Source organism: Methylobacterium sp. Gmos1 (assembly GCF_053764715.1).
Genome location: NZ_JBSNCC010000003.1, coordinates 62,830 through 81,256 on the forward strand (window position 1 = coordinate 62,830; position 18,427 = coordinate 81,256).

At 70.3% G+C, this 18,427-nt stretch carries 18 protein-coding genes and 4 tRNA genes; 14 read left to right on the forward strand and 8 right to left on the reverse strand.

Annotated features, from left to right (window positions below):
• Positions 1–22: 22 nt before the first annotated feature.
• Genes sdhA through sdhC form a run of 3 tightly spaced genes read right to left on the reverse strand, consistent with a single transcriptional unit; the run spans position 23 to position 2,720 of the window.
• On the reverse strand, positions 23–1,849 hold the full coding sequence (sdhA, locus tag ACS5PV_RS06370) for a succinate dehydrogenase flavoprotein subunit (RefSeq protein WP_455394511.1): 1,827 nt from the start codon (positions 1,847–1,849) through the stop codon (positions 23–25).
• A gap of 23 nt (positions 1,850–1,872) precedes the next feature.
• Positions 1,873–2,286, reverse strand: coding sequence for a succinate dehydrogenase, hydrophobic membrane anchor protein (sdhD, locus tag ACS5PV_RS06375; protein WP_455394512.1), 414 nt, complete (start codon positions 2,284–2,286; stop codon positions 1,873–1,875).
• Between the two features lie 14 nt (positions 2,287–2,300).
• Entirely contained in the window at positions 2,301–2,720 is a 420-nt protein-coding gene (gene sdhC / locus ACS5PV_RS06380; protein ID WP_455394513.1) for a succinate dehydrogenase, cytochrome b556 subunit, read from the reverse strand.
• Positions 2,721–2,999: 279 nt separating this feature from the next.
• On the opposite strand from sdhC, the gene ACS5PV_RS06385 reads away from it, so the two are divergent.
• Positions 3,000–3,890, forward strand: a complete 891-nt coding sequence (locus ACS5PV_RS06385; protein ID WP_455394514.1) for a LysR substrate-binding domain-containing protein — start codon at positions 3,000–3,002, stop codon at positions 3,888–3,890.
• A gap of 112 nt (positions 3,891–4,002) precedes the next feature.
• Positions 4,003–4,461 carry a manganese-binding transcriptional regulator MntR gene (gene mntR, locus ACS5PV_RS06390; protein WP_355291408.1) on the forward strand — a complete coding sequence of 153 codons (459 nt, stop codon included), beginning with the start codon at positions 4,003–4,005 and terminating at the stop codon, positions 4,459–4,461.
• Between the two features lie 16 nt (positions 4,462–4,477).
• On the opposite strand, the gene ACS5PV_RS06395 is transcribed toward mntR, so the two are convergent.
• The 4 genes from ACS5PV_RS06395 to ACS5PV_RS06410 form a co-directional block, all read right to left on the reverse strand.
• Positions 4,478–5,764 carry a methyl-accepting chemotaxis protein gene (locus tag ACS5PV_RS06395; RefSeq protein ID WP_455394515.1) on the reverse strand — a complete coding sequence of 429 codons (1,287 nt, stop codon included), beginning with the start codon at positions 5,762–5,764 and terminating at the stop codon, positions 4,478–4,480.
• A 143-nt stretch (positions 5,765–5,907) separates the two neighbouring features.
• On the reverse strand, positions 5,908–6,954 hold the full coding sequence (locus ACS5PV_RS06400) for a MaoC family dehydratase (protein ID WP_455394516.1): 1,047 nt from the start codon (positions 6,952–6,954) through the stop codon (positions 5,908–5,910).
• Between the two features lie 132 nt (positions 6,955–7,086).
• The gene (locus ACS5PV_RS06405; protein ID WP_455394517.1) at positions 7,087–7,407 is read right to left on the reverse strand and encodes a DUF167 family protein; all 321 of its coding nucleotides are present in this window, start codon (positions 7,405–7,407) and stop codon (positions 7,087–7,089) included.
• A 19-nt stretch (positions 7,408–7,426) separates the two neighbouring features.
• Entirely contained in the window at positions 7,427–7,714 is a 288-nt protein-coding gene (locus tag ACS5PV_RS06410) for a YggT family protein (protein WP_048426552.1), read from the reverse strand.
• A 109-nt stretch (positions 7,715–7,823) separates the two neighbouring features.
• Here ACS5PV_RS06410 and ACS5PV_RS06415 point away from each other — a divergent pair.
• The 12 genes from ACS5PV_RS06415 to ACS5PV_RS06470 all read left to right on the forward strand — a co-directional run bounded on the left by ACS5PV_RS06415 (position 7,824) and on the right by ACS5PV_RS06470 (position 17,669).
• A tRNA-Ala gene (locus ACS5PV_RS06415) sits at positions 7,824–7,899 on the forward strand.
• 108 nt (positions 7,900–8,007) lie between these two features.
• Positions 8,008–8,083, forward strand: a tRNA-Ala gene (locus ACS5PV_RS06420).
• A 513-nt stretch (positions 8,084–8,596) separates the two neighbouring features.
• Complete coding sequence (locus ACS5PV_RS06425) at positions 8,597–9,484, forward strand: manganese catalase family protein (protein ID WP_455394518.1); 888 nt, start codon at positions 8,597–8,599, stop codon at positions 9,482–9,484.
• 180 nt (positions 9,485–9,664) lie between these two features.
• Positions 9,665–9,976, forward strand: a complete 312-nt coding sequence (locus tag ACS5PV_RS06430; protein ID WP_455394519.1) for a metal-sensitive transcriptional regulator — start codon at positions 9,665–9,667, stop codon at positions 9,974–9,976.
• Positions 9,977–10,105: 129 nt separating this feature from the next.
• Positions 10,106–11,473: an ABC1 kinase family protein gene (locus tag ACS5PV_RS06435; RefSeq protein ID WP_455394520.1), complete on the forward strand. Its 1,368-nt coding sequence runs from the start codon at positions 10,106–10,108 to the stop codon at positions 11,471–11,473.
• Between the two features lie 235 nt (positions 11,474–11,708).
• A complete protein-coding gene (locus ACS5PV_RS06440; RefSeq protein WP_455394521.1) occupies positions 11,709–12,002 on the forward strand; it encodes an aa3-type cytochrome c oxidase subunit IV in 294 nt (97 codons plus the stop codon).
• A gap of 199 nt (positions 12,003–12,201) precedes the next feature.
• Positions 12,202–13,344, forward strand: a complete 1,143-nt coding sequence (locus ACS5PV_RS06445) for a Re/Si-specific NAD(P)(+) transhydrogenase subunit alpha (RefSeq protein WP_455394522.1) — start codon at positions 12,202–12,204, stop codon at positions 13,342–13,344.
• A 28-nt stretch (positions 13,345–13,372) separates the two neighbouring features.
• The gene (locus ACS5PV_RS06450) at positions 13,373–13,822 is read left to right on the forward strand and encodes a proton-translocating transhydrogenase family protein (protein ID WP_091751684.1); all 450 of its coding nucleotides are present in this window, start codon (positions 13,373–13,375) and stop codon (positions 13,820–13,822) included.
• 4 nt (positions 13,823–13,826) lie between these two features.
• Positions 13,827–15,230, forward strand: a complete 1,404-nt coding sequence (locus tag ACS5PV_RS06455) for an NAD(P)(+) transhydrogenase (Re/Si-specific) subunit beta (protein ID WP_455394523.1) — start codon at positions 13,827–13,829, stop codon at positions 15,228–15,230.
• A gap of 227 nt (positions 15,231–15,457) precedes the next feature.
• Positions 15,458–17,245: a single-stranded-DNA-specific exonuclease RecJ gene (gene recJ, locus ACS5PV_RS06460; protein ID WP_455395000.1), complete on the forward strand. Its 1,788-nt coding sequence runs from the start codon at positions 15,458–15,460 to the stop codon at positions 17,243–17,245.
• A 105-nt stretch (positions 17,246–17,350) separates the two neighbouring features.
• Positions 17,351–17,435 (forward strand) — tRNA-Tyr (locus tag ACS5PV_RS06465).
• A 149-nt stretch (positions 17,436–17,584) separates the two neighbouring features.
• Positions 17,585–17,669: transfer RNA gene (locus ACS5PV_RS06470), tRNA-Tyr, on the forward strand.
• A 45-nt stretch (positions 17,670–17,714) separates the two neighbouring features.
• Here ACS5PV_RS06470 and ACS5PV_RS06475 read toward each other — a convergent pair.
• Complete coding sequence (locus tag ACS5PV_RS06475) at positions 17,715–18,401, reverse strand: sigma-70 family RNA polymerase sigma factor (protein WP_455394524.1); 687 nt, start codon at positions 18,399–18,401, stop codon at positions 17,715–17,717.
• Positions 18,402–18,427: the final 26 nt, after the last annotated feature.

Genomic DNA, 18,427 nt, shown 5'->3' on the forward strand with positions numbered 1-18,427 from the left:
CTCCAAGCCGGCCTTTCGGCCTTTAGTACACGCGCGCCTTCGGCTCGATATACGCGATGTCGTTCGACATCGTGTAGGTGTGGACCGGCCGGTAGTCGATCGCGACCTTGCGGGCGTCGGGGTCGAGCCAGGCGAGCGTGTGCTTCATCCACTGCTTGTCGTCGCGGTCCGGGAAGTCCTCGCGGGCGTGAGCGCCGCGCGACTCGGTCCGGTTGGCGGCCGATTCCATGGTGACGACGGCCTGGCCGATCAGGTTGTCGAATTCCAGGGTCTCGAGCAGGTCGGTGTTCCACACCAGCGAGCGGTCGGTGACCTTCACGTCCTCGGCGCCGGCCCAGACCTTGTGGATCAGGCCCTTGCCCTCCTCCAGCACCTCGCCGGTGCGGAACACGGCGCAGTTGTTCTGCATCGTCTTCTGCATCTCGAGGCGCAGCTCCGCCGTCGGCGTGCCGCCGTTGGCGTAGCGGAAGCGGTCGAGGCGGCCGAGCGCCTTGTCGGCCGAGTCCTTCGGCAGCTCCGGCAGGCGGCCGCCCTTCTCCACCGTGTCGGCGCAGCGCAGGCCCGCGGCGCGGCCGAACACCACGAGGTCGATGAGCGAGTTCGAGCCCAGCCGGTTGGCGCCGTGGACCGAGACGCAGGCCGCCTCGCCGATCGCCATCAGGCCCGGCACGACGTGGTCCGGGTTGCCGTTCTTCAGCGTCAGCACCTCGCCGTGGTAGTTCGTCGGGATGCCGCCCATGTTGTAGTGCACGGTCGGGATGACCGGGATCGGCTCCTTGGTCACGTCGACGCCGGCGAAGATCTTCGCGCTCTCCGAGATGCCGGGCAGGCGCTCGTGCAGGATCTTCGGGTCGAGGTGGTCGAGGTGCAGGAAGATGTGGTCCTTGTTCTTGCCCACGCCGCGGCCGGCGCGGATCTCCATGGTCATCGAACGCGAGACCACGTCGCGCGAGGCGAGGTCCTTGGCCGACGGGGCGTAGCGCTCCATGAAGCGCTCACCCTCGGAGTTCGTCAGGTAGCCGCCCTCGCCGCGCGAGCCCTCGGTGATGAGGCAGCCGGCGCCGTAGATGCCGGTCGGGTGGAACTGGACGAACTCCATGTCCTCGAGCGCGAGGCCCGCCCGCAGCACCATCGCGTTGCCGTCGCCGGTGCAGGTATGGGCCGAGGTCGCCGAGAAGTAGGCCCGGCCGTAGCCGCCGGTGGCCAGCACCGTCATCGCAGCGCGGAAGCGGTGGATCTCGCCGGTCGACTGATCCATGGCGATCACGCCGCGGCAGCGCCCCTCCTCGTCCATGATCAGGTCGAGGGCGAAGTACTCGATGAAGAAGTTCGTCTGCGCCTTCACGGCCTGGCCGTAGAGGGTGTGCAGCATGGCGTGGCCGGTGCGGTCGGCCGCCGCGCAGGTGCGCTGGGCGGTGCCCTTGCCGTAATCGGTGGTCATGCCGCCGAACGGGCGCTGGTAGATCTTGCCCTCGGCGGTGCGCGAGAACGGCACGCCCCAGTGCTCGAGCTCGTAGACCGCGGCCGGGGCGTTGCGCACCAGGTACTCGATCGCGTCCTGGTCGCCGAGCCAGTCCGACCCCTTCACGGTGTCGTACATGTGCCAGCGCCAGTCGTCCGGGCCCATGTTGCCGAGCGAGGCCGAGATGCCGCCCTGCGCCGCCACCGTGTGCGAGCGGGTCGGGAAAACCTTGGTGATGCAGGCGGTGCGCAAGCCCGCCTGCGAGCAGCCGACCGTGGCGCGCAGGCCCGCGCCGCCGGCGCCGACGATGACGACGTCGAAGGTGTGGTCGATGATGGTGTACGCCTTGCCGTTCTGGGCCGGCGCGGCGGAAGCGGTTGAGGCCATGACGGTTTTCCTCAGTTCTGGCGTTACGCGAAGGCCCGCAGGCTCACGCGCACGATGGCGTAGAGGCAGGCGACCGCGACGACGACGCAGTAGAAGTTGTTGGCGATGACCGCGGCGATGCGCAGGCCCTTGTCGTGGACGTAGTCCTCGATGACGATCTGAAGACCCATCCGCATGTGGTTGGTGACCGAGAGGACGCCAAGGATCAGCAGGATCGCCACCAGCGGGTGCGACACCAGGGCGACCGCCTCCGGGTAGGGCCGGCCGGCCATCAGGGCGACGATCACCACGAAGGCGAGCACGAGGGGCACGTTCGAGACCGCGGTGACGCGGTGCATCCACCACTCGCGGGTGCCGTGATGGGCGGCGCCCAGGCCGCTGACGCGGGCCCGCGCGGTGCGGATCGAGGGGCGGATGTCGGGGCGGTTGTCGACCATCTGTCGTCCTCCTCTTAGCGCGCCACGAGGGCGACGACCCAGACCAGCACGGTCAGGGCGGTCGAGCCGATCAGGGTGAAGCGGGCCATCGCGATGCGGGTGCCGGGCTCCATGCCGTGGCCGAAATCCCAGACCAGGTGGCGGATGCCGCCGAGCATGTGGTGCAGCAGGATCCAGGTGTAGACGAACAGGATCAGCCGCCCGAGGATCGAGCCGAAGAACCACGCCACCGGGCCGTAGGCGCCGGGACCCGCGGCGAGCGAGACCAGCCAGAGGGCTAGCAGCGCCGTGCCGCCGTAGAGCGCGACGCCGGTGATGCGGTGGGCCACCGACATCGCCATGGTCCAGGTCCAGCGATAGATCTGGAGGTGGGGCGAGAGCGGTCGCACGACCGGTCTGCCGGCGGGGTTCGTGGGCCTTGCGGTGTCCGCCATCGTGATCCTCGAGAAGTCCTGGTCTGTACCGGCTCTAAAGTGGGTCACCTACCGGCTCCGCTGCGCGAGCGCAACGTGGCCGCCGAGCGGACTGGGTGACAGATCCATCCGCCTGTCTCCCTGGAACGCGTCCAATTCGCAATGCGGTTCTCGTTGACCCAGCCTTCGTGTTTCGCGAAGGCCGGACGCCCCCCTGGTCATCGTGGGGTGGCGCGATCTACCTTCGCGGCCGGCGAAACGATCGGCCGGGGACGGGCGTTCGCCCGGGGAGGCGCCGCCATGCATTTCGATCTTGTCGACCTCAGCCTGTTCCGCCACGTCGTCGAGGCGGGCTCGATCACCCACGGGGCGAACCGCGCCAACCTGGCGCTCGCCGCGGCGAGCCACCGCATCCGCAGCATGGAGGCCTCGCTCGGCGCCGCGCTCCTCACACGGGCCCGCCTCGGCGTCACCCCGACGCCCGCCGGGCGCACGCTGCTCGCCCATGCCCGCCAGATCCTCGGCAACGTCGAGCGGCTGCAAGGCGACCTCGCGGCCTTCGCGGGCGGCGCGGCGGGGCAGATCCGGGTCCTGTCGAACACCAACGCGCTGACCGAATTCCTGCCCGAGGTGCTCTCGGCCTACCTCACCCTGCATCCGGGGGTCAGCGTCGACATCGAGGAGCGCCTGTCGGACGAGATCGTCGGGCTCGTGGCGGAGGGCGCGGCGGATCTCGGCCTCGTCGCCGGCACGGTCGAGACCGGCAGCCTGGAGACCCACCCGTTCCGGAGCGACCGCTTCGTGCTGGTGGTGGCGGACGGCCACCCGCTCAGCCAGCGGACCTCGGTGCCCTTCGCCGAGGTACTGGGCCACGACCTCGTCGGGCTCGACCGGGCGAGTGCGCTCACCCGCTTCCTCGCGGCCAAGGCCGGGCGCAGCGGCCAGCCCCTGCGCCTGCGGGTGCAGCTGCGCGGCTTCGATGCGGTCTGCCGCCTTGTCGAGTGCCGGGTCGGCCTCGGCATCGTGCCGGAGACGACGGCGCGGCGGGCCGCCCGCACCATGGGCATCGCCATCGTGGCGCTGGAGGATCCGTGGGCGGTGCGCGACCTGACGATCTGCCTGCGCGACCTCTCCGCCCTGCCCCCCTTCGCCCAGGACTTCGTCGCCCACCTGCGGGCGCCGCCGGCGTGAGCGCGGGAACGCGATCCTCGAGGCCCTGCCCACCCGGCGATTCCTCGGGTAAGACTGCCTCGGGTAAGACAGCGGCATCCGACGGCGACAGACGAGGCGACGGCCCCACCCCATGCAGGATTCCGATCACCCGCGCGAGCCCGCCGCCCTGGTCGACGCCGAGGCGCATTCCGCCGGCTTCCGGCAGGTGCGCGAGGCGCGCCGGCTCGAGCTGGTGGAGGATTACGTCGAGCTGATCGCCGACCTGATCGGCGACGGCGGCGAGGCGCGCCAGGTCGACATCGCCGCCCGCCTCGGCGTTGCCCAGCCGACGGTGGCCAAGATGCTCAAGCGACTGGCCGAGGACGGCCTGGTGCAGCAGCGCCCCTATCGCGGCGTCTTCCTCACGGAGGCCGGCCGGGCGCTGGCGGCGGAGGCGCGGGAGCGCCACCGCATCGTCGAGTCGTTCCTGCTGGCGCTCGGCGTCAGCCCGGACGTGGCGCGCTGCGACGCCGAGGGCATCGAGCACCACGTCAGCCGCGAGACCCTGGAGGCGTTCCGGCGCTTCACCGCCGCCCGGACCGACGCCTGAGCGGCGGCGAGCCGGGTCACGCCGCCCGGACGCCCTTGAGGAAGGCCTCGGTCTGCGCGCTCAGCTCGCGCGAGCGGTCCGACACGTCGGACGAGGCGCCGATCACCCGCGCGGCATTGTGGCCGGTCTCCTCGGCGGAGGCCGAGACGCTGGCGGTGCCGCTCATCACGTCGCCGGCCCCGGTCGCGGCCTGGGAGACGTTGCGGACGATCTCCTGGGTCGCGGCGTTCTGCTCCTCGACCGCCGCGGCGATCGCCGTCGTCACGCTGCTGATCTCGCGGATCCGCGCGCCGAAGCCGCCGATCGCCGACACCGCCTGAGCGGTCGAATCCTGGATCCGGGCGATCTGCGACGAGATCTCGTCGGTTGCCTTGGCGGTCTGGTTGGCGAGCTCCTTGACCTCGGCGGCGACGACCGCGAAGCCGCGCCCTGCCTCGCCGGCGCGGGCCGCCTCGATGGTGGCGTTGAGCGCCAGAAGGTTGGTCTGCCCGGCGATCGAGGAGATCAGGCTCACCACGTCGCCGATCTTGCTCACCGCGCCGCTCAGCTCCTGCACCAGGCGCTGGGTCGAATCCGCCTCGACCACCGCGGCTTCCGCGAGGCTGGCCGAGCCCTGGACCTGGCGGCCGATCTCGTGGACCGAGCTGCCGAGTTCTTCCGAGGCCGCGGCGACCGTGCCGATATTGGCCGAGGTCTGCCGGGCGGACGCCGCCACCTCGCTCGAGCGGCCGCTGGTCTGGTCGGCGGTGCCGGCCATCGCGGCGGCGGCCGACTGCATCTCGGCGGCGGCCTTCGACAGGCTGGCGAACAGGGCCTGCGAATCCTGCGCGAAGCCGGCGACCATCTCGTCGATGCGCCTGGCCCGCGCCTCGTCGGCGGCCTTGATGTCCATCTCGGACTGGATGTCGACCAGCGAGCCGCAGATCCGCAGCGGGACGCCGTTGGCGTCGTAGGAGGCGCCGCCGGTGGCCCGGAACCAGCGCGGCTTCCCGTCCGGCATCACGATCCGGTACTTGACGTCGTAGGCGCCCTTGTTCTTCACGTCCTTGATCGCCGCCGCGAAGGCGGTCATGATCCGATCGAGATCGTCGGGGTAGATCCGGCTCGACCACGAGTCGAGCTTGTCGGGATAGGACTCGACCGTCGTGTACCCGACGACGCGCCGGAATTCCGGCGTCCAGGTCACCTGGGTCTTCGGGTGCGTGAGGTCGCCCTGATACGGGATCACCTCCCACAGGCCGACGCCGGCCCGCGTCGCCAGCAGCTCGAGAAAGTCGTTCTTGCCTGAGAAGCGCTTGAGCATCTGGTCGTCGGCCCGTCTCGTCGTTCGCTCCTCTTCTACGAACGAGTGATGAACGGGACGTTACGTCATGGGAAAGATCTCTTAAACGGCCCTCCGGGCGCCGATATCGGCGCTGGATCGCACCGATATCGGTTCGCGGACCTTCAGCGCGGCATCAGCACCCAGTAATCGAGATCGAGGATCACCGCCGGATCGGTCGCCTCGCCGGCCTTGTCGGGATGGGCGGCGCAGGGCTGGTTCTTGGTCGCGATCGTGCGCAGGCGAAGCGCCCCGACGTCGCTGCGCCCGGGCAGCTCGGCAGTCCCCAGCACCTCGCTCCAGGCGTAGACCGTGTCGCCGGCAAACAGCGGCGCCACGTGGCGCCCGGCATTGATGCCGGCGATCGAGAACGCGTTGCCGAGGCCGTTGAAGCTCAAGGCTCGGGCGAGCGAGATGACGTGGCCGCCGTAGATCAGGCGCTTGCCGAAGCGGGTGTCCTTGGCGGCAAAGCCGTCGAAATGGACCTTGGCGGTGTTCTGGAACAGCCGGGTGGCGATCTGGTGCTCGGCCTCCTCGACGGTCATGCCGTCGACGTGGTCAATGCGTTCGCCGACCGCGTAGTCCCCGAAAAGGTGCGGGCTGCCGGCGAGGCCGAGATCGTAGGCCTCCGGCTTCAGGGGCGGCAGGGCGGCGGCCAGCTCCTCCGGCGCCACCGCCTTGGCGAGGCTCGGCACCGCCTCGGCCTCGATCCGCGCCTCGGGGTCGCGCTTGCGCACCAGCACCCAGCGGCAGTAGCTCAGCACCGCCTCGCCGTTCGCGTCGGTGCCGGTGGAGCGGACGTAGACCACGCCGGTCTGGCGGTTCGAGCTCTCCTTGAGGCCGATCACCTCCGAGATGGCGTTGAGGGTCTCGCCCGCATAGACCGGGCGCAGGAAGCGCCCTTCCGCGTAGCCGAGGTTGGCCACCGCGTTGAGCGAGATGTCCGGCACCGTCTTGCCGAACACGACGTGGAACACCAGGAGGTCGTCCAGGGGCGCCCGGGCGTAGCCGAAGTCCGCCGCGAAGGCGTCGGAGGATTGCACCGCGAAGCGCGGGCCGTAGAGCGCGGTGTAGAGCGCGACGTCGCCGGTGGTGACCGTGCGCGGCGTGGCGTGGCGGATGGTCTCCCCGAGGCGGAAATCCTCGAAGAAACGGCCCGGATTGGTCTTCATCGTCGCCCCTCGCGAGAGTCCATCTCGTGCGAGAGCCTGCCGGGCGCGGGGCCCGGCAGGCTCTGGGTGAATTCTTCGGCCGCGTGACGGGCGGACCGCTTGCAGTGATTGGGGATGAGCCCCGCCCTACGGTCAAGCCCCGCCGGTCAGGTTCTGCAGCCGCTCGGCCAGGGCCGGCCCGTCACCGGCGATGCGAAACAGCTTGATGCGCGCGCTCGCCCCGGCGGCGAGGGTCACGGCGGAGGCCGGCAGGCCGAGGGCGCGCCGCAGCACGTCCCGGACCGCCGCGTTGGCGGCGCCCTCCTCCGGCGCCGCCCGCACCCGCACCTTCAGCACGGCCGCGCCGTCGTCGCGGATCTCGACGCCGTCGAGGGCGTCGCGCCCGCCCCGCGGGGTGGCCCGGACCCGGACCTCGATCCCCTGGGGCGTGACGTGCCAGGGCGGTGCGGTCACGGCCTCACGCCGAGCCTCCTCACGCCATGCCGGCGAAGAGCTCGAACATCAGGTTGCGCAGGAAGAACAGGCCGAGGACCAGGATGATCGGCGAGATGTCGATGCCGCCGAGATTCGGCAGGATGCGCCGGATCGGCCGCAGGGCCGGCTCGGTCACCCGGAACAGGAACTCCCCGATCTGCGACACGATCGGGTTGCGCACGTTGACCACGTTGAAGGTCACCAGCCAGCTCAGCACGGCGCTGGCGATGAGCAGGTACACGTAGAGCGTGATGATGTTGTCGATGAGCCAGAGAATCGAGCGCATGCGCGGTCCGTGCGAGCCCGGGGCACCCGCGCGCAATCGCATCGCGGCGGGCCCACCAAGGGAATTGACAGGCTGAGAAGGGCCGGCCTACAAGGCACCCGCCTCGGACGGGGCTGTAGCTCAGATGGGAGAGCGCCGCAATCGCACTGCGGAGGTCAGGGGTTCGAATCCCCTCAGCTCCACCAGGCCTGCCCTTCGTGGTTAACGCAGGGTTGGCAGGGTGGCAGGCAGGTGGTACGGAGCCACCGGGTAATGACATCGCCTCGGCGATACGACATATACCCGCTTTCGGCGGGGCTGTAGCTCAGATGGGAGAGCGCCGCAATCGCACTGCGGAGGTCAGGGGTTCGAATCCCCTCAGCTCCACCAAACATCCGTTTGGTTGGATTTTCCAATTATTGAGGTGAGACCGGGATCGGCATTGGCCGGGGCCCGGTTTTGTCGTGTCTGGTTTCGGTGAGCGTCGGGTCGCGACCGGCTTCGGCCGCGGTCGGCGGTGATCCGGACATCGGTAAAGCACCGAAGTCCCCTCCCCCCGCGGGGCAGGGAGAGGCCTCTCCCCCCTCGTCGGGGTGAAGGGAGCCCGTGCGGCGAACCGTCGGTTCGCCGCGAGGGTAAGGGGAATTTCCGCACCTCATCCTCTGGCCGCCTCGCATCGGGCGGCAGGTTCGGATTGAGAAAACTTTCGTACGCGAACCGCAGCCGGGTTCCGTGTCCGGCGCCGCGCCCTCCAGACAAAATTCGATCTGCCACGCTCGAACCACCCCACCGGCGGGGCGTTGGTCGGCGATTCCAATACTCATGCTGAGTATGTGCATTTCAGCATGGCGTCAGCGGCGCGCCGCGCCCGGGATCACCCCGACGGACGGTCAGGAGACCCCGATGTACTATCACGACAAGCGCCTGCAGTACCCGGTGAAGGTCGAGAAGCCCGATCCGCTGTTCGCCCGCCAGCTCCAGCAGGCGATCGGCGGCATCGAGGGCGAGATCCGCGTCTGCCTGCAATACTTCTTCCAGGCCTGGGGCGCCCGCGGCCCGAGCACGAAGTACCGCGACGTGCTGCTCAACACCGCCACCGAGGAGATCAGCCACATCGAGATGCTGTCGACGGCGGTGGCCCTCAACCTCGAGGACGCGCCGGCGACGCTCCAGGAGACCACCGCCCAGGCCAACCCGATCGTCGGCGCCGTCCTGGGCGGCGAGCGCCCGCGGCACGTGGTCGAGGGGATGCTCCAGCGCCACCTGCTCTCCACCGGCATGGCGGCGTTCCCGGCCAATTGCGACGGCGTGCCGTTCGACTGCTCGCACGTCTATGCCAGCGGCAACCTCGTCGGCGACATGTTCTGCAACGTGGCCGCGGAGGCGACCGGCCGGACCCTCGCGGTGCGTCTCTACAACTCGACCCACGACAAGGGCATGCAGGACATGCTCAGCTTCCTCATCGCCCGCGATACGATGCACCAGCAGCAATGGCTGGCGATCATCGAGGACATGGGCGGCCTGAAGGAATCGCTGCCGGTGCCCAACAGCTTCGACCAGTCGAAGGAGGCGCAGGAATTCAGCTACATGTTCATGGGCACCGACCGTAACGGGACCCCGGTTCCGCCCGGCCGCTATTCCGAGGGCCCGTCGATCGACGGCAGGGGCCAGTTCCATTTCAAGGCGTTCGAGCCCCTCGGCGAGGAACCGGTGCTCGGCCCGGCCCGGCCCGATTCCGGCGCCCAGAAGGAGCAGATGACCTCCGCCCCAGTCACCAATAGCAAGACATAGGCCGTCCGGCGCGTGGGCGCGCGGGCCATGCGCCAAGATTGAGCTTGACCTGTGCGCCCTCGATGTAAGATCGATTGCCGTTCCTTAGGGATAGGGCGGCAATCGATCACCAGACCCGACGTCGCCCGGGCCGCCCGCGCCCCCCGGACGAGGCGGACCCATGGTCGGGGAAGGCACATCATGGATTACCAGTACGTCGACGGGCGCCTCCAGATTCGCCGCACCGAGGAGGAAAAAAAGCCGATCCTCCAGCGCCTCAAGCGCATCGAGGGCCAGGTGCGCGGCCTCCAGGCGATGGTGCAGGAGGACCGCTACTGCCTCGACGAGGTGCAGCAGATGAACGCCATCACGGCGGCGGTGCGCGAGGCGGTGCTCCAGCTCATCAGCACCCACCTCGACGCCTCGGTCGATTACGCGGTCCACGCCAAGGACCAGGACGGCGCCATCGAGGAGATGGTGCGGGTCCTGCGCGCCGCCCTGCGGCAGACCTGACGCAGGACGCCCAGGCCGCGGCCCCCGCGCTGTCCGGTCGCCCTGGCGGCCCCGGGCGCCGGGCATATCTAAGGCTCGAATTCCGGCGCGCAGGATCCTTGCGCGCGCACTCGCAGAGCCTCATCCCGCATGTCCGCCTCCGACAGCGAAGCCAATCGCTTCTCCGCCCGCGCCGCCCGCTACGCGAAGGTCGGCGCCAACGTGGGCGGCGTCGCCGCCCGGATGGCCGGCGCGCGGCTCCTCGGCCGCAAGGGCGAGGACGTGTCGAGCGCCGCCGCCCTCGCCCAGGCGCTGGGCGGCCTGAAGGGTCCGATCATGAAGGTGGCGCAGCTGCTCGCCACCGTGCCGGACCTGCTGCCCCCCGAATACGCCGCCGAGTTGCAGAAGCTGCAATCCGAGGCGCCGCCGATGGGCGCAGCCTTCGTCAAGCGCCGCATGGCCGCCGAGCTCGGGCCGCAATGGAAGGACCGCTTCGGCCAGTTCGATCTGCGCCCGGCGGCCGCCGCCTCCCTCGGCCAGGTCCACCGGGCCGAGGCCCTGGACGGCACGCCGCTCGCCTGCAAGCTGCAATACCCGGACATGCAATCCGCCGTCGAGGCGGACCTGAAGCAGCTCGAACTCGCCTTCGCGCTGCACCGGCGCATCAGCTCGGTCATCGACACCCGCGAGATCGGCAAGGAGATCGGCGACCGGGTGCGCGAGGAACTCGACTACACCCGCGAGGCCAAGCACGCCGCCCTCTATGCCGACGTGCTCAAGGGCGTCGAGACGGTGCGGGTCCCGGTCGTGTTCCCGGATCTCTCGACCAAGCGCCTGCTCACGCAAGGGTGGCTCGAGGGCGAGAAGATCCTGAACTTCACCGGCGGCCCGCTGGAGGTCCGCAACCGCCTGGCGCACGCGATGTTCCAGGCCTGGTGGCACCCCTTCAGCCGCAGCGCGGTCATTCACGGCGACCCCCATCTCGGCAACTACACGGTCTTCTCGGAGGGCGGTGAGCCAGCCGGCATCAACCTGCTCGATTACGGCTGCATCCGCATCTTCCATCCCCGCTTCGTCGGCGGCGTGGTCGACCTCTACAAGGGCCTGCTCCACGACGACGAGGCCCGCATCGTCCATGCCTACGAGAGCTGGGGTTTCCGCAATCTCACCCGCGAGCTCGTCGACACCCTCAACATCTGGGCCCGCTTCATCTACGGGCCGCTTCTGGAGGACCGGGTCCGCACGGTCGCCGACGGCGTCAAGCCGGGCGAGTACGGCCGGCGCCAGGCCTTCGAGGTCCACCGTGCCCTCAAGGAGCGCGGGCCGGTGACGGTGCCGCGGGAATTCGTGTTCATGGACCGGGCGGCGGTGGGCCTCGGCGCGGTGTTCCTGCACCTGCGCTCGGAGCTGAACTACCACCGGCTGTTCGAGGCCCAGATCGACCGCTTCTCCCTCGACGACCTCGCCGCCCGCCAGCACGCGGCTCTGGAGAAGGCGGGCCTGCCGCAGCCGGCCTGACGGGGCCGGCACCGCTTCGTCGACCTAGAAAAAGGTGCGTTTCACCCCTTCGACCTTCGGCCGAGGAGGGTTCAACCGGCCTCCGCTGGGGGGAAAGAGCCGAATATCCACAACGATTTGCCGCTCGGCCGGCGGGACCCATCGGGTCTGCGCCGGTCTTGCTGCGGCTGATTGCCGGGACCTTGAGCATGCGCTAAAGCCCGGCCAACGAGCACAAGACGGGGTCTACCGCATCATGGCCGACATCACACACGCCACCGACTCCGCCTACAGCCCGGAGATGGACGGCCCGTCCCACGAGGCCACCTATCGCGGCTTCGTCACCTTCGTCGAGATTGCCACCGGCGTCGTCATCTGCTGGGTCCTGTCGCTCGCCGTCGGCGGCGTGCGCGAGGCCTGGGTCTCTGCCATCGTCGGCGTGGTGCTCGGCGGCATCGCCGGGGCCATCGGCGCCCTCTCGCCCGCCATCGGCTGGCGCGCCCCCGCCGTGGTGGCCGTGCTGCTCGCCCTGATGCTGGCCTTCTACTGAGGGACGGGCGGCCTGCCCGCCCCTTCCGCACACGCGCCTACAAATTGCGCGTGACTTAATCGTTAAAGATTTGTAACCGGGGCCGTTCCCTCACGCGAGGGAACGGCTTTACAGTTGTGGGGCAGGCGTGGCCTTGTACATGCCACCCTGGAGGGGGGATCGGCGCGCCCGCGCCGTGTATCGACCAAAGGAAGCCTGAATGCGGATCGCGGTCCTATCCGAGACCGATCCGGCGGAGCCGCGGGTCGCGGCAGTCCCGGAAACGGTGAAGAAGTACAAGGCTCTCGGGGCCGAGGTGACGGTGCAGTCCGGGGCGGGTCTCAAGGCCGGCGTGCCGGATGCCGATTACGAGGCCGCCGGCGCTTCGATCGCGCCCGACGCCAAGGCCGCCGCCGAGGGCGCCGACGTCGTCCTCAGGGTTCGCCGCCCCGGCGCCGACGAGCTGCCGGCGCTCAAGCGCGGCGCGATCGTGATCGCGATCATGGACCCCTACGGCCACGAGGCCGAGGTCAAGGCGATGGCCGATGCCGGCGTGTCGGCATTCTCCATGGAGCTGATGCCCCGCATCACCCGCGCCCAGGTCATGGACGTGCTCTCGAGCCAGGCCAACCTCGCGGGCTACCGCGCGGTGGTCGACGGCGCCGCCGTCTACGGCCGGGCGCTCCCGATGATGATGACCGCGGCCGGCACTGTGCCGGCGGCCCGCATCTTCGTGATGGGCGCCGGCGTCGCCGGCCTGCAGGCCATCGCGACCGCCCGCCGCATGGGCGCGGTGGTGACCGCCACCGACGTGCGTCCCGCCGCCAAGGAGCAGGTCGAGTCGCTCGGCGCCAAGTTCGTCGCCGTCGAGGACGACGAGTTCAAGCAGGCCGAGACCGCCGGCGGCTACGCCAAGGAGATGTCGGCCGAGTACCGCAAGAAGCAGGCGGAGCTGGTCGCGAGCCACATCGCCAAGCAGGACATCGTGGTCACGACCGCGCTGATCCCGGGCCGGCCGGCGCCGAAGCTCGTCACCACCGACATGGTCTCGGCGATGCGGCCGGGCTCGGTGCTGGTCGACCTCGCGGTCGAGCGCGGCGGCAACGTCGAGGGCGTCAAGGCCGACGAGGTCGTCGAGACCGAGAACGGCGTGAAGATCGTCGGCTACGCCAACGTGCCGGGGCGGCTCGCCGCCACCTCGTCGAGCCTCTACGCCCGCAACCTCTACGCCTTCGTCGAGACCCTGGTCGACAAGGGCTCGAAGGCGCTGGCGGTGAAGTGGGACGACGAGCTCGTCAAGGCGACCTGCCTGACCCGCGACGGCGCCGTCGTCCACCCGAACTTCCAGCCCAAGGCGGCTTAAGCCCTCGCCCGCAATCGGAGGAGACCTCATGGCTACCCTTCCCCCCGACCAGGCGGCCGAGCAGGCGCGCGCCGCCGCCGCCGCCGCCCGCAACGCGGCCGACATCGCCGCCCGCGCCGCCGATCAGGCCGCGATCATCGCCGACAGCGTCGGCCACGGCGTGGCCGCCGCGACCCACGGCGCCATCGACCCGACGGTGTTCCGCCTCGCGATCTTCGTGCTGGCGATCTTCGTCGGCTACTACGTGGTCTGGTCGGTGACCCCGGCCCTCCACACCCCGCTGATGTCCGTCACCAACGCGATCTCCTCGGTGATCGTGGTCGGCGCGATCCTCGCCGTCGGCGTGCCGCTGATCGAGAAGGGCACCGGCTGGGCCCGCTTCTTCGGGTTCATCGGCCTGGTCTTCGCCAGCGTGAACATCTTCGGCGGCTTCCTCGTCACCCAGCGCATGCTCAGCATGTACAAGAAGAAGGCCTGAGGCGATGTCGGAGAACGTCTCCTCGCTCCTCTACCTCGTCTCCGGCGTCCTGTTCATCCTGGCGCTGCGGGGCCTGTCCCACCCGACCACCTCCCGGCAGGGCAACCTGTACGGCATGATCGGAATGGGCATCGCCATCCTGACGACGCTGATCGGCCACGCGCCGTCGGGCGTCGGGGCGTGGTTCCTGGTGCTGCTCGGCCTCGGCATCGGCGGCGGCGCCGGCGCGGTGATCGCCAAGCGCGTGCCGATGACCGCGATGCCGCAGCTCGTCGCCGCCTTCCACTCCCTCGTCGGCCTCGCGGCCGTCGCGGTGGCGGCCGGCGCGCTCTACGCGCCGCAGGCCTTCGGCATCATCGAGAACGGCGCCATCCACAAGCAGTCGCTGTTCGAGATGGGCCTGGGTGTCGCCATCGGCGCCATCACCTTCACCGGCTCGGTGATCGCGTTCCTCAAGCTCGACGGCCGCATGTCGGGCAAGCCGATCATGCTGCCGCAGCGCCACGTCATCAACATCGTGCTCGCGGTGGTGCTGGTCGCGCTGCTCGCCGGCTTCATCGGCGGCGGCAGCAAGGTGCTGTTCTGGCTGATCGTGATCCTGTCCTTCGTGCTCGGCGGCCTCCTGATCATCCCGATCGGCGGCGCGGACATGCCGGTCGTGGTCTCGATGCTCAACTCCTACTCGGGCTGGGCGGCCGCGGGCATCGGCTTCACGCTCGGCAACCTCGCGCTGATCATCACCGGCGCGCTGGTCGGCTCCTCGGGCGCGATCCTGTCCTACATCATGTGCCACGCGATGAACCGCTCGTTCATCTCGGTGATCCTCGGCGGCTTCGGCGGCGACGCCGCGGCGGCCGGCGGTGGCGGCGGCCAGGTCGAGACCCGGCCGGTCAAGCAGGGCTCGGCCGACGACGCGGCCTTCATCATGAAGAACGCCGAGAAGGTCATCATCGTCCCGGGCTACGGCATGGCGGTGGCGCAGGCCCAGCACTCGCTTCGCGAGATGGCCGACCAGCTCAAGAAGGCTGGCGTCGACGTCAAGTACGCCATCCACCCGGTGGCGGGCCGCATGCCGGGCCACATGAACGTGCTGCTCGCCGAGGCCAACGTGCCCTACGACGAGGTCCACGAGCTGGAGGACATCAACGGCGAGTTCCCGCAGGCCGACGTGGCCTTCGTGATCGGCGCCAACGACGTCACCAACCCGGCCGCCAAGACCGACCCGCAATCGCCGATCTACGGCATGCCGATCCTCGACGTGGAGCGGGCCAAGACCGTGCTGTTCATCAAGCGCGGCATGGGCTCGGGCTATGCCGGCGTCGAGAACGAGGTGTTCTTCCGCGACAACACCATGATGCTGTTCGGCGACGCCAAGAAGGTGGTCGACGAGATCGTCAAGAACTTCTGACGGTCGGCCCGTCGGGGCCGGACGAAACGGGGCATATGCGCCCCGGACCGGGAAGCGGGGCCTCGTGCCCCGCTTTTCGCGTTCAAGGGGACCGCGCGGGTGAACCCTCCCCCCTTTGCGGGGGAGGGTTCACCCGCGCGTGCCTCACAGCCGCACGACCGCCCACAGGTGTCGCCCGGCTGCGGCAGCGCGATTCCGCGAATCCCGCTACACTCCGCCCCGTGTCCATGCTCCTCGACCTGCCCCGCCCCCTCCTCGACGTCCACCGCTCCGCGCTCGGGCGGCCCTGGCACGAGCGCTGCGCCTCGGCGCAGGCGCAAGGGCTGGCGGTCGCGATCGCGCAGGGGCACGGCCTGCCGGAGGTGCTGGCCCGGGTGCTTGCCGGCCGCGGCGTCGACCTCGACGCCGTGCCGGGCTTCCTCGAGCCGCGCCTGCGCGACCTGATGCCCGACCCCGCCGTGCTGGTCGACATGGAGGCGGCGGCCGACCGCCTCGCCGTCGCGATCCGGAACCGCGAGAAGGTCGCGATCTTCGGCGACTACGACGTCGACGGCGCGGCGAGCGCCGCCCTGCTCGCGAGCGCGCTGCGCGACCTCGGCGTGCCCTACCGGCTCCACATCCCCGACCGGATCACGGAAGGCTACGGCCCCAACGTCGCGGCGGTCCGGATGCTGGCGGAGGAAGGCGCCACACTCCTCGTCACCGTCGATTGCGGTACTGCTGGTCACGAGCCGCTGGCCGAGGCCGGCCGCCTCGGCATGGACGTGGTGGTGCTCGACCATCACGGCGCGCCGGAGGTGCTGCCGCCGGTGCGCGCGCTCGTCAACCCGAACCGCCTCGACGACCTGTCGGGCCTCGGCCATCTCTGCGCCGCGGGCGTGGTCTTCCTCACCCTCGTGGCGCTCAACCGCCGTTTGCGCCGCGACGGCCTCGCCATCCCCGACCTGATGGCCGGGCTCGACCTCGTGGCGCTCGCGACCGTCGCCGACGTGGTGCCGCTGCGCGGGCTCAACCGCGCCTTCGTGCGCCAGGGGCTGGCGGTCATGCGCGGCCGCGGCCGGCGCGGGCTCGCCGCCCTCCTCGACGCGGCGGGCCTGAGCGAGGCGCCCCAGGCCTGGCATCTCGGCTTCCTGCTCGGCCCCCGCATCAATGCCGGCGGGCGCATCGGCGACGCGACGCTCGGCGCCCGGCTGCTCCTGTGCGAGGACCCGATCGAGGCCGCCGGCATCGCCGCGCAGCTCGAAGCGCTCAACCGCGAGCGCCAGGCGATCGAGGCCGCCGCCGTCGCCGAGGCCGAGGCCGCGATGGGGATGCGGCTCGAGCGCGACCCCGACCAGCCGGTCCTCGTCGCCGGCAGCCCGGACTGGCATCCGGGCGTGGTCGGGCTGATCGCGGCGCGCCTCAAGGAGCGGTTCGGCCGCCCGGCCTTCGCCTTCGCCCTGCGCGAGGACGGCACCGCCACCGGATCGGGCCGCTCGATCCCCGGCGCCGATCTCGGCCGGGCGGTGCGAGCCTGCGTCGAGGCGGGCCTCGCCGCCAAGGGCGGCGGCCACGCGATGGCGGCGGGCGTGACGCTCGCCGCCCTTGATCTCGACCGCTTCCGCGAGGCGCTGGCCGGCGACCTCGCCGCCTCGGTGGCCGAGGCCCGCCTCGGCGAGGCGCTGCTCGTCGACGGCCTCGTCTCCGCCGGCGGCGTGCAGCCGGACCTCGCGGATGCCGTCGAGCGGGCCGGCCCCTTCGGCCAGGGCTCGCCGGAGCCCGTCTTCGCGCTCGCCCGCCACCGCATCGCCGATGCCCGCGTCGTCGGCACCGGCCACGTCAAGGCGCAGCTGCGCGGCCGGGACGGCGTCGCGGTCGGCGCCATCGCGTTCCGGGCGGCGGAATCGCCGGTCGGGCGCCTGCTCCTGTCCCGCATCGGCCGCGACATCCACGCCGCCGGCACCCTCTCCCGCGACCGCTGGCGCGGCAGCGACCGGGTCGAGCTGCGCCTGAGCGACGTCGCCGAGGCCGACTGAGAATCGAGCCTGGGATCCCCTCTGTATCCGGCTTGACACCCCCCGGCCGCCCCACCATAAGGGCCCCGTCGCCGACACGGCGGCCCCTGCCGGCAACGGCAGCGTGGGGGAATGTCCCGAGCGGCAAAGGGGGCGGACTGTAAATCCGCTGGCTATGCCTTCGTAGGTTCGAGTCCTACTTCCCCCACCATCTCTTCTTTCAGGTTGCTTCGATGTCGTGGATGTTTTCGAACATCGATGACGTCTGATCTCGGGGTTTCAATCACCTTGACAGGTGCGTGACGCCCCAGCATAAGGACCCGCCGCCGACGCGGTGGCCCCTGCCGGCGACGGCAGCGTGGGGGAATGTCCCGAGCGGCAAAGGGGGCGGACTGTAAATCCGCTGGCTATGCCTTCGTAGGTTCGAGTCCTACTTCCCCCACCACTCTCATCCCTTCATCCGTTCGAGCACCCGGCCGGTGATGGCGGATCAGTGATCCACCACCTCGCCGAGCGCCGCCAGCAGCGACGAGCGGGCCCGGCTCACTCGGCTCTTCACCGTGCCGACTTGGCAGCCGAGACGCTCTGCCGCCTCCTCGTAGGTGTAGCCCTCGGCGCCGATCAGCAGCAGCGCCTGGCGCTGGGCCTCGGGCAGTGCCTCCATCCGCTCCCGGACCACCCGCAGCGTGCTGGCATGGTCCTGGTCGGCCGGGGCGGACAGTTGACCGGCGAGGATCCCGTCGCCATCCTCGACTTCCCGGCGGCCCTTCCGCAGATCCGTGTAGAACTGATTGCGCATGATCGTGAACAACCAGGCGGTGAAGTTCGTGCCGGGCTGGAACCGATGCTGATTGGCCCAGGCCCGGGCGCAGGTTTCCTGAACCAGGTCGTCGGCCCGTACCACGTCGTGCGACAACGAGAGACCGAAGGTGCGTAGCGCCGGCAGCGCCGTCATCAGGGCGTTGCGGAAATCGAAGCTGATCGCCTCGCCGCGCGCCGCGAGGACGGCCTCGAACCGTGCCAGCAGCTCGGCGAGGCGCGACGGCAGCTCGGTTTCGGTCACCGGGCTGAAGTATTGTTGCAGAGGTTTTCTGAGGTGATCCTGGATGACGTCGGCGGGAAGCGGGTCTTTGGGCGGCGCTGGCGCGGGCGAGAGCGCGGTCGGATCGATCTTCATCGTCGGGAGAAGGCCCCTGGTCCCGT